At 57.0% G+C, this 10782-nt stretch carries 12 protein-coding genes and 1 pseudogene; 11 read left to right on the forward strand and 2 right to left on the reverse strand.

The window, feature by feature from the left end; translation table 11 throughout:
* The first annotated feature begins 30 nt into the window (after positions 1-30).
* From EJ576_RS20390 to EJ576_RS20400, 3 genes are all read left to right on the forward strand, one after another.
* A complete protein-coding gene (locus EJ576_RS20390; protein ID WP_122725817.1) occupies positions 31-609 on the forward strand; it encodes a hypothetical protein in 579 nt (192 codons plus the stop codon).
* 11 nt (positions 610-620) lie between these two features.
* Positions 621-1649, forward strand: coding sequence for a hypothetical protein (locus EJ576_RS20395; protein WP_122725814.1), 1029 nt, complete (start codon positions 621-623; stop codon positions 1647-1649).
* Between the two features lie 61 nt (positions 1650-1710).
* On the forward strand, positions 1711-1998 hold the full coding sequence (locus EJ576_RS20400; RefSeq protein WP_178083560.1) for a YkgJ family cysteine cluster protein: 288 nt from the start codon (positions 1711-1713) through the stop codon (positions 1996-1998).
* Positions 1999-2020: 22 nt separating this feature from the next.
* On the opposite strand, the gene EJ576_RS20405 is transcribed toward EJ576_RS20400, so the two are convergent.
* Positions 2021-3484 carry an amino acid racemase gene (locus tag EJ576_RS20405; protein WP_122725811.1) on the reverse strand — a complete coding sequence of 488 codons (1464 nt, stop codon included), beginning with the start codon at positions 3482-3484 and terminating at the stop codon, positions 2021-2023.
* Positions 3481-4743, reverse strand: a complete 1263-nt coding sequence (locus EJ576_RS20410) for a dicarboxylate/amino acid:cation symporter (protein WP_122725809.1) — start codon at positions 4741-4743, stop codon at positions 3481-3483. The genes EJ576_RS20405 and EJ576_RS20410 overlap by 4 nt, the downstream gene beginning before the upstream one ends.
* 173 nt (positions 4744-4916) lie before the next feature.
* Between EJ576_RS20410 and EJ576_RS20415 the strand changes: the two genes are divergently transcribed.
* The 8 genes and pseudogenes from EJ576_RS20415 to EJ576_RS20450 form a co-directional block, all read left to right on the forward strand.
* On the forward strand, positions 4917-5828 hold the full coding sequence (locus tag EJ576_RS20415) for a LysR substrate-binding domain-containing protein (RefSeq protein ID WP_122725807.1): 912 nt from the start codon (positions 4917-4919) through the stop codon (positions 5826-5828).
* Positions 5829-5893: 65 nt separating this feature from the next.
* Positions 5894-6196, forward strand: a complete 303-nt coding sequence (locus tag EJ576_RS20420; protein WP_122725805.1) for a helix-turn-helix transcriptional regulator — start codon at positions 5894-5896, stop codon at positions 6194-6196.
* A 61-nt stretch (positions 6197-6257) separates the two neighbouring features.
* Positions 6258-7238: a zinc-dependent alcohol dehydrogenase family protein gene (locus tag EJ576_RS20425; RefSeq protein ID WP_122725803.1), complete on the forward strand. Its 981-nt coding sequence runs from the start codon at positions 6258-6260 to the stop codon at positions 7236-7238.
* Positions 7235-7531 (forward strand): antibiotic biosynthesis monooxygenase, encoded by a 297-nt coding sequence (locus EJ576_RS20430; RefSeq protein WP_122725801.1) that lies wholly within the window; start codon positions 7235-7237, stop codon positions 7529-7531. Before EJ576_RS20425 ends, EJ576_RS20430 begins: the two co-directional genes overlap by 4 nt.
* 217 nt (positions 7532-7748) lie before the next feature.
* Positions 7749-8732: a DUF1852 domain-containing protein gene (locus EJ576_RS20435; RefSeq protein ID WP_126570969.1), complete on the forward strand. Its 984-nt coding sequence runs from the start codon at positions 7749-7751 to the stop codon at positions 8730-8732.
* Between the two features lie 26 nt (positions 8733-8758).
* Positions 8759-9787: a methionine synthase gene (locus EJ576_RS20440; RefSeq protein WP_178083561.1), complete on the forward strand. Its 1029-nt coding sequence runs from the start codon at positions 8759-8761 to the stop codon at positions 9785-9787.
* Between the two features lie 100 nt (positions 9788-9887).
* On the forward strand, positions 9888-10400 hold the full coding sequence (locus EJ576_RS20445; RefSeq protein WP_028617215.1) for a flavin reductase family protein: 513 nt from the start codon (positions 9888-9890) through the stop codon (positions 10398-10400).
* Between the two features lie 152 nt (positions 10401-10552).
* A pseudogene (locus tag EJ576_RS20450) lies at positions 10553-10702 on the forward strand (IS4 family transposase); the annotation flags it as partial.
* Positions 10703-10782: the final 80 nt, after the last annotated feature.

Consider the following 10782-nt stretch of genomic DNA (forward strand, 5'->3'; position numbering starts at 1 on the left):
TCTTCGCTTGAATAAAAGGATGCCCCACTGATGCTGATCAAACTGCTGTCCGATGCGGACAAACATCACCTACTGGACCTGGCCAAGTTACTGGCGATTGCCGACAAACCTTTGCTGTGGGACGGCAAGCGCGCCGACGAGCTGACCTCCGGCACCAACCTTGACGCGCTGACAATTGAGGAAGGTGAACAGGAGCGCGAGGTGATTGCCGACCTGGAACACTCCATCGGCAAACGCCCGGGCCTGGCGGAGTTCATGGAGTACTTCGGCGACGACATCAACGTGAAGGCGCGCCTGATCGAAGCACTCAAGAAATACCCGGTGCCCAAGGCCGGCAACCCCGAAACCCGCGTACTGGCTGCGACCTCGGTGCTTAAGGAAATCATCAAGGGCAAGTCATTCGAGCTGCCGTCGGCGCCCAAAGTGATCCTGTTCGAACTGCTGCTGGTATCACTGCGCGATGGCCATATTTCCAGCATCGAGTGGGCGCTGCTCAAAGAATTCCAACAACACCATCGCTTGGAAGACTTCATTTTTGACGACCTGCTAGAGCGTGCAGAAACGCTGAACCGAGAAGTCAGTAAAACCATTTCGATCATCCTCGAGTAAGGAAACAGAGCATGCCAATTCCCCTGATCATTGGTGCCGTCGCAGCTGCTGCCGGCCTGTACGGTGCGGCCAAGGGCGTCAGCGGCGCGATTGACCACAGCAACGCCAAAGACCTCAACAACGACGCTCGAAACCTGGTGAATACCGCCAACTTGAAGGTTGAAGAGCAGCGCAAGAAAACCAACACCACCCTGGAAGATTACGGTCAACGCAAACTGCGCGCGTTCAACGGCGTGGTAGCTGAGTTTATTGAAACCTTCGAACGCCTGAAAAACGTCGAGCTGTCGCAAAGCCCCGAGTTGGACAAACTCAACGCTGGCGATTTCACGAGCAAGACCCTGACCGGTCTACGTCAGGATTATCAAGCACTCAAGGATGCTGGCCTGGGCCTTGGCGCTGGCATGGGCGGAGGTGCCGCGCTGGCCTTCGGCGCCTATAACGGCACCATGCTGCTGGCAACTGCCAGCACCGGCACCGCCATTTCATCCTTGGGTGGCGTGGCGGCAACCAACGCCACCCTCGCCTGGCTGGGCGGCGGCTCATTGGCAGCAGGCGGCTACGGCATGGCCGGCGGCATGATGGTGCTGGGAGGTATCGTCGCAGGTCCGGCATTGGCGATCTTCGGGCACGTACTGGGTAACAAGGGTGAAGAAGCCCTGAATAACGCACGCAGCAACATGGAACAAGCGCGCACCCTGCGTGACCAAGCAGACCTGCTGACCGCAAAGCTCACCGCCATTGATAAAGTCACGGCGCTGGCCAACAGCACGTTCTCCAAGATCAGCTCGCAACTACGCCGCAGCGTCAGCGAACTGAAGAAAGTGATCGAGCAGGAAGGCGTGGACTACCGCACCTTCTCCAAAGAGAGCAAGGAGGTGGTGTTTGCCTCGGTGAAATTCGCCCAGTTGATCAAGGCAATGATCGACACCGCCATCCTCGACAAGGATGGCAATCTGGTCCTTGCTACCAAGAAGCGCATCGACGATGTCGCGGCGGTGGCTAGCGGCCAAAAGGCCAGCCTGGACGCTCCCGTGGCCTGAGTAATCTGGCGCCCGCGCACCCCGCGCGGGCGCTTTGCTTTCTGCACAAGGTCTGATACCCGTGGACGCTTTTCCCTGTACCCAGTGCGGTTTGTGCTGCCAGCACGTCAACCTGGCGCCTGAAACGCAATTTCTTGATCGTGGTGACGGCACCTGCCGGCACTACGCTGCCGCGAGCAAGGGTTGCGCCATTTACCACGAACGCCCGGCCATCTGCCGCGTGGATCAGCAATTTACCGAACGTTATGCCGAGCACTTCAACTGGGCGGAGTACGTGCGTTTGAACCTTGAGGTATGCGCTATTCTTCAGGCCAACGCGCAGCTTATTCCGACTCGCACTGTGCAGTGAGTGACTTTTTAAAGAAGTCAAATCATCGTGCCGACGAAGTAAGGCACTGGCTCACGCCTGCCAGGCCGATGCACCGTCGCGCAAGAAGGGTGGTGGGGTCCACCAATACGACACGGTGCTGGTTGATCTGAAACAACTCACTGTGCGCCAACACCAACGGCAACTCCGTACACCCCAGGATCAACACCCTCGCCCCCTGCTCACACAAATGCTCTGCCGCCAGCAGCAATTGCTCGCGGCAGACGCCCTCGGTAAACCCGGCCTTGATACCCCGCTCGCCATAAATCGCTTCCATCACCAGCGCCTGGTAATCGAAACCGGGTGTGATCAGTTGCAACCCCGAACGCCGCGCCGCCTGGTGGTAGACCTGGCTTTGCAGGGTGCCGGAAGTCGCCAGCAGGCCAACCGCCTGGTCGCTGCCGTAGGTGCTCACGATCCACTCCACTGTTTCGCTGAGCATATTGACGATGGGCACGCGCAAATGCGCCTGGATGCGTTCGACAAACGCATGGGCGGTGTTGCACGGGATCGCGATGGCTTGGGCGCCAGCGTTTTCCAGGCGTTTGCAGGTGGCGTACAGCGCCAGAGTGGGGTCGGTTTCGTCGCGCAACAGGTTGGCGGTGCGGTCGGGGATCTGTGGGTTCTGCTCCACCACCATCTTGATATGGTCCTGGTCCTTGCCCGCCGGAGTGTGGGCGACCACCTTGCTCAAGAAGTCCACGGTGGCCGCAGGGCCGACGCCACCGACGATGCCCAGTTTGAATGGCGGCTGGCGCGTCGGGCCGTCGACCTGGGTGGCGAACTCGGCGTAGATCTGATTGATGTCGAGCACGCCGATGCCGCGCCGTTGCAGGTCGCTGCATACCAGCGACAGCTCGGTCATGCCCGGCACGATCACCGTGGCGCCCTGCCCTTGCAGTGACAGGCACGCCTGGTACACCGACTCCAGCGGCACGCCGTCGAGGTGGCCGTCCTTGATGCCGTTGACGCCATACATCGCCTCCATCAGCGCGGCCTGGGCGTGATCCTCCGGATATACCAGGTTGAAGTGCTGGCCGAGGTGCTTTTCGAACAAACCACAGTGACGCACGAAGTCTGACGCGATTACGCCCAAAGTGGCGCCGGGTGCGACATTGCGCAGGATGTACCGGACGAGTGCCTGCATCATGTCCAGCACGGGAATGCCAAGTTCCTGCTGAATTTCCTCGCGAAAGGTCTGGCTGGCGAAACACGGCAGCAGTACCGCATCCACGCCGCTGTCTTCGAAGGTCTTGCACACCTGGAACACATAGAACTTGCGCGCGGTCATGCTTGCGTGGCGGTCCAGGGGTAACAGCACATCCTTGAACGGGCGCTGCTCGAACAGGAAGTGATAACGGCCCTGGTCCTCACGCACAGCCTTGGACTTGACCAACTTGTAGAACAGATCGCCGCCCGCCAGCGAGCCGAGCCCGCCGACGATGCCCAATCGAGAAGTGGTGGTCATGTGCGCACCATTTGCGGTAGCTCGGCAGGCTCTTCCTCTGTCTCGGATTTCGCGACCACCGCCGTGGCGATACTGTTGCCCACCACGTTGGTGGCAGTGCGCGCCATGTCGAGGAACTGGTCGATACCGATGATCAGCAGCAACCCGGCTTCGGGCAGGTTGAACATCGGCAATGTCGCCGCTACCACCACTACCGAGGCCCGCGCCACGCCGGCCATGCCTTTGCTGGTGATCATCAGCGTCAGCAGAATCAGCAGTTGCTGGGTGAAACTCAGGTCGATGTTGTAGGCCTGGGCGATAAACATGATCGCGAACGCCTGGTACATCATCGAGCCGTCAAGATTGAAGGAATAGCCCAGCGGCAGCACGAAACTGGAGACGCGCTTGGGTGCGCCGAATTTCTCCAGGGCCTCCATGGTTTTCGGGTAGGCCGACTCGCTGCTGGCCGTGGAGAACGCCAGCAGGATCGGCTCGCGAATCAGCTTGCCAAGGGTGAACACCGAACGCCCGAGAAACAGGTAACCGGCGGCAAACAGCAACACCCAGAGCAAGGCGATGCCCACGTAGAACTCGGCGATCAGCTTGGCGTAATCCGCCAGCAGGCCCAGGCCGTTGGTGGTGATCGCCGAGGCGATCGCGGCAAACACGCCGATCGGTGCGAAGGCCATCACGTAGTCGGTAATCTTGAACATCACCTTGGCCAGTTCGTCGACGGTGTCGGTGATACGCGTGTAACCGGCACGCTTGACGCCGGCCAGCGCGAAGCCGAAGAACAGCGAAAACACCACGATCTGCAGGATCTCGTTGTTGGCCATCGCCTCGGCAATGCTGCGCGGGAACACGTGACTGATAAAGGTCTTGAGACTGAAGTCCCCGGTGTTGACCGGCACCGCCGCCGTGGCGTGCTGCACCACCTGCATGTTCAACCCGGCGCCCGGCTGGAACAGGTTGACCAGCGCCATGCCGAGCATCAGCGAGACCAGCGACGCCGTGACAAACCACAGCATCGCCCGCATCCCGATACGCCCCACCGAACGCGAACTGCCCATGCTCGCGATGCCGCCCACCAAGGTGGCGAACACCAGCGGTGCAATGATCATCTTGATCATGCGCAGGAAGATGTCGGTGACCATCGAAAAGTACCCGGCCAGCTCCTTGACGGCCTGCTCGCTGCCGGCATAGTGGTGACACGCCCAACCCACCAGCACGCCCAGGGCGATGCCGACTGCAATGCGACGGGGGAGTTTGTTCTTGTTCACAGGTGCGGCCCTCGGATGGCTTTTGTTGTATGCCGAAGATTCTAGGGACGGCCCCCAACCACCATGATGAGTAATCCGGCTAACCCCATGCGTTTTTGGAATAGTTTGCAAAAAGCCAAGCCCTGCCTGGGCGCGGCCGCTTACACTCAAGGCTCATAGCCTGGAGAACCGGCATGCAGATCAAATGGTTGGATGACCTCTTGGCCATCGCTGAGTGGAAGAACTTTTCCCGCGCCGCCGAAGTGCGCTGCGTGACTCAATCAGCCTTGTCGCGGCGCATTCGCTCACTGGAAGAATGGGTGGGTGTCGAGCTGGTCGACCGTGGCACCTACCCGGTGCAACTCACCGCCGCAGGCGTCGCCTTCTGCAGCGAAAGCCGCGACGCCCTGGCCGGTCTGATGCGCCTGCGCGCCAGTCTGCGTGAAGTGGAACGCATGCCGGGCCGCTCGATCCAGGTGACTGCCGGCCACAGCCTGTCGATGACCTTCCTGCCCAAGTGGCTGGCGCAGTTCCAGCGACAAACCGAGCAGTTCAATGCGCGCGTAGTGGCGGCGAATATTCATGATGCGGTGATTGCGCTGGAAGAAGGCAGCTGTGACCTGATGATCGTCTACCACCACCCGCTGGCGCCGATCCTGCTGGATGCGGAGCGCTTCGGCAGCCTGGCGTTGGGACATGACGCATTCATCCCGCTGTGCGCCCCGGACAAACGCGGTCGACCGCTGTATCGCCTACCGGGGAATGCAGGGAAACCCGTCCCGCACCTGGCGTACACCGCCACTACGTTCCTGGGCCGAGTTGCGGAAATAGTGATCAAGAACGGCCCTGCTCCCACTGTGCTGGAACGCTGCTACGAAGCCGACATGGCCATGCTGCTGATGCGCATGGCTATCGAAGGTTATGGCGTAGCGTGGCTGCCGCAGAGCGCGGTGGTGGATGAGTTGGAACGTGGGCTGCTGGTGCGTGCCGGGGGAGAGGAATGGAGTACGCGGTTGGAGATTCGCTCGTATTGCGCAGTTGAAAACCAGAACCCGACGATGAGGAAGTTGTGGCGCACGCTGGAAGGCTGGCGTGCAGACGTTTGATCCAGCGATCAACACCGGAGCTTTTTTCGCATTGACATATCGGTAAATCTCGATATCCTCGCACCATGGACCTACTCGAAATATTCAAAGCCCTCTCAAACCGCACTCGACTTGAAATCCTGAAAGGTTTGAAGGACCCCGAAAAGCACTTCCCAGCCCAGGATGAAGGGGACGTTCATACCGTGGGCGTTTGCGTCAGCAGCATCCAGGAAGGCGTCGGGCTGTCGCAGTCGACCGTGTCTGATTACCTGGCAACGCTGCACCGAGCCGGCCTGATCGAAACCCGGCGCATCGGCCAATGGACCTACTACAAGCGAAACGAAGCAACCATCAGTGCGCTTGCCGAGATCATTGGCAAGGATCTGTAATTTTTTACCCTAGAATATCGAGAATTCCCGATATCCCTTTTTACCGAAACGAGGTAATGCAATGAAAGCGATGAGGCTTAAATCATTTGGCGGCCCGGATTCGTTCGAACTCTGCGAGGTGCCCAAGCCGGTGCCGCACACGGGGCACGTCCTGGTGCGGGTACACGCCACCTCCATCAACCCGCTGGATTATCAGGTGCGACGCGGGGATTATGCCGACCTGGTGCCCCTACCCGCCATTACCGGTCATGACGTCTCCGGTGTTGTCGAAGCCGTCGGGCCGGGCGTGACGAATTTCGTGCCAGGCGACGAAGTCTGGTACACCCCGCAGATATTCGAAGGCCATGGCAGTTATGCCGAATACCACGTGGCGGCCGAAAGCATTATCGGGAAAAAGCCTCCCACACTGAGCCACCTCGAAGCGGCCAGCCTGAGCCTGGTGGGTGGGACGGCATGGGAAGCGCTGAGCGTACGCGCAGCGCTACGCGTCGGAGAAAGCATCCTGATCCACGGCGGCGCGGGCGGCGTCGGCCACATCGCGATCCAACTGGCAAAAGCCATCGGCGCCAGGGTGTTCACGACCGTGCGTGAAGCCAACGCAGAATTCGCACGACGCATGGGCGCCGACGTGATCATCGACTACGAAAAAGAAGACTACGTTGACGCGATTATGCGGGAAACCGATGGGCGCGGCGTCGATGTGATATTCGATACCCTCGGCGGCAACACGCTATCGCGCAGCCCTGATGCGCTGGCGCAACTGGGCCGAGTGGTCTCGATCGTCGACATTGCCCAACCACAGAACCTGGTTCAGGCCTGGGGCAAGAATGCGAGTTATCACTTCGTGTTCACTCGGCAAAACCGCGGCAAGCAGGATGAGTTGAGCACATTGGTCACCCAGGGTCTGTTGCGCCCACATGTGGGCGCCGTCTATGCGCTTGCCGATATCGCCCTCGCCCATGCCCGGCTGGAGAGCCCCAACAATGGCCTCCAAGGCAAAATCGCGATCGCCGTCGAGCCCAACACAGGAGCCAAGCCATGATCTACGAGATCGCCATGATCCCCGTCCATAAAGAACACATCGAAACGTTCAGACGGGCATTTGCCGAGGTCGCTCCACTGCTCACTCGTGCAAAAGGCTACCTGGGCCACATGCTCGCACAGGGGATCGAAACACCAGAACACTTCAATCTGATCGTGCGTTGGGAGTCGCTCGAAGACCACTCGCCAGGATTCGAAGCCAGTAACGACCACCAAGTTTTCATGCTGGGTCTGGAGGAATACTTTTCTGCGCAACCGCAGGTCTATCACATTGAGGGCACGACCTTCTTCTGAAAAAAACCAAATAAAGAAGCCCGCATCACTGCAGGCTTTTCTTTGTCCGCTGACCCGTCATGAGAAGGGCTAACGATTCAGTGAAATCAATTCATTTTCACTCAAGCAATCGCCCAGCCTAGAATGTTTGTTAATTAAAGACACTGTAAAGACCTCTGAGTGAAAACCAGATGAGACGTTCTTTCAGGTTTATCTCAGACATCAGGGTGCCAGGGTAATGAGCAAAAAATTCACGTTCAGCATTAAGCGAATTCGTTTCGACGAAAACTATCAACCGTCTGAAAATACGCGCATCACGACCAACTTCGCCAATTTGGCGAGAGGCAAAAGTCGTCAAGAGAACCTGCGCAATACGTTGAGGATGATTGACAACCGCTTTAATACCCTGGCGCATTGGGACAACCCCAAAGGTGATCGTTACACCGTCGAACTTGAAATCATTTCTGTGGAGATGGCTATCGATGCGGGCAGCAGTACCAACGCCATTCCCCTGATTGAAATATTGAAATCGAACATTATTGATCACACGACCAACGAGCGTATTGAAGGCATTGTAGGCAATAACTTCTCCTCTTACGTGCGTGATTATGACTTTAGCGTGGTGTTGTTGGGGCACAACAAGGATCAGCCACAATTCAGCACGCCGGAGAACTTTGGCGAGCTGCACGGAAAGCTATTCAAGTGCTTCGTCAACTCAGACGCCTACAAAGAAAATTTTAATAAACCACCGGTTATCTGCCTGAGCGTTTCGAACACCAAAACCTACCACCGGACCGAGAACCAGCACCCGGTCTTGGGCATTGAATACCAGCAGGATGAATACTCGTTAACCGATGAATATTTCAAGAAGATGGGGTTGAAGGTTCGCTACTTCATGCCGTCCAACAGCGTTGCGCCATTGGCATTTTATTTTTCTGGCGATTTGCTCAGTGATTACACCCCTCTTGAGCTGATCAGCACCATCAGCACCATGGACACGTTCCAAAAGATCTACCGGCCTGAGATTTACAACGCTAACTCGGCAGCCGGACAATCCTACCAACCCAGTTTGAAGCATCAGGACTATTCGTTAACCCTGATTGTTTATGACCGCGAAGAACGTAGCCGGCTGGCTATCGAGCAAGGAAAGTTTGTCGAAGAGAACTTCATCAAACCGTACCAAGCTGTTCTTGAGCAGTGGTCCGCTCATTGCGCGCTTTGACTCATCAGAATACAAGGTCACCCATCGTGAAAAAATTACTACCCACTTCAACTGCTGGCAGCTTGCCTAAACCTGTTTGGCTTGCACAACCTGAAACGCTTTGGTCACCCTGGAAACTGCAAGACGAGGCACTGGTTGAAGGCAAACACGATGCTTTGCGTTTGTCGTTGCAAGAACAACAACACGCCGGCATTGACATCGTCAGCGATGGCGAACAAACACGCCAACACTTCGTCACGACTTTCATTGAACACCTGGACGGCGTTGACTTTGAGAAACGTGAAACCGTCCGGATTCGTGATCGCTATGATGCAAGCGTCCCCACGGTCGTGGGCGCAGTGTCTCGCCAAAAGCCTGTGTTTGTTGAGGACGCCAAGTTCTTGCGCCAACAAACCAGGCAGCCGATAAAGTGGGCGCTGCCAGGCCCCATGACGATGATCGACACGCTGTATGACAACCACTATAAAAGTCGCGAAAAGCTGGCGTGGGAATTTGCCAAGATTCTCAATCAGGAAGCCAGGGAACTGGAGGCGGCGGGTGTCGACATTATCCAGTTTGACGAGCCGGCCTTTAATGTTTTCTTTGACGAGGTGAATGATTGGGGCGTGGCCACCCTGGAAAGGGCCATTGAAGGCCTCAAATGTGAAACGGCTGTGCATATTTGCTATGGCTATGGCATCAAGGCCAATACCGATTGGAAGAAGACGCTGGGTTCAGAGTGGCGACAGTACGAAGAAGCCTTTCCAAAGCTGCAAAAATCCAGCGTCGATATCATCTCGCTGGAATGCCACAACTCTCATGTCCCCATGGATTTGATCGAACTCATTCGCGGCAAAAAAGTCATGGTAGGGGCCATTGATGTGGCCAACCACGCCATTGAAACGCCCGAGGAAGTCGCCAACACCCTCCGCAAAGCGCTGCAATTTGTGGACGCCGACAAGCTCTACCCTTGCACCAACTGTGGCATGGCCCCGCTGCCTCGCCAGGTAGCCAGAGGCAAGCTGAATGCACTGAGTGCAGGTGCAGAAATCGTTCGAAGAGAGCTCTCGAACTAGTGCCGGGCGAAGGCCAGAAAGAGCGCATGGCAGATTTTAAAATGCCACGCCACTTCGGGCCTTCGCGCTTTCATACAGCACCCACTATTCAGGATTCACTATGTCACTCTCCAATACCGCTATCGAGCCATTGTGCTTTCGCGAAGCGCTCGGGCACTACGCATCCGGTATCACAGTGATTACATCCCATGTGGATGATGAGCCGATTGGCTTTACTTGCCAGTCATTCTATAGCGTGTCGATGAGCCCGCCGCTGGTGTCATTCAGCGTCATGTCCAACTCGGCCAGCTATCCCAAGATTCGCCAGGCAGGTCGATTCGCGGTGAATATCCTGTCAGTTGAGCAGGTCAGGATTTCCAACCAGTTCGCCCGTCGAGGCACGGATAAATGGCACGGCATCGAATGGCAGGAATCGCCGCTGGGTAATCCGGTCATTGCCGGCAGCCTGCATTGGCTGGATTGTGAAATCCACGCCGAGCACGTCGCGGGTGATCACCTGATCGTGATTGGTGAAGTGAAAGCGCTGGATTTATCCAAAGAAGCTGTTGCGACGCGGCCATTGCTGTATTTCAAAGGGCAATATTGCAACATAGGTGTGCATGGCATCGTTTGAGGGTTTATTTGTACGGCTCTTTTTTATGTCGCTATCTGCCTCCACGACCTGGACTCGAATCGACCCAATGATTAACAGTCATTTGCAAGCTGTTAGGTGCACTGGGGCTGTCCAGTCCTGAAATAGGTGTAAACCTATTTCAGGACTGGACACTGTGCGAACTGCAACGACGAGGCGTGGACGGGGTGTTCGAGCAATACGGTGCTCGACGGTGCAGCACCGACTTTCAACTGGGGAAATTTTTGGGAGAGGAAGATCATTTGGTTGAGTTGAAAAAGCCCAAGAAACGGCCGTCCTGGATGAGGCAGGATCGAGCCACGCGCCATAAAACGAAGACCCAAACCTTACCCCATGCCGATGAAAACACGCCACTCAGCAAGGG

The organism is Pseudomonas sp. C 49-2, from assembly GCF_003970195.1.
Taxonomy (GTDB): domain Bacteria; phylum Pseudomonadota; class Gammaproteobacteria; order Pseudomonadales; family Pseudomonadaceae; genus Aquipseudomonas; species Aquipseudomonas canadensis.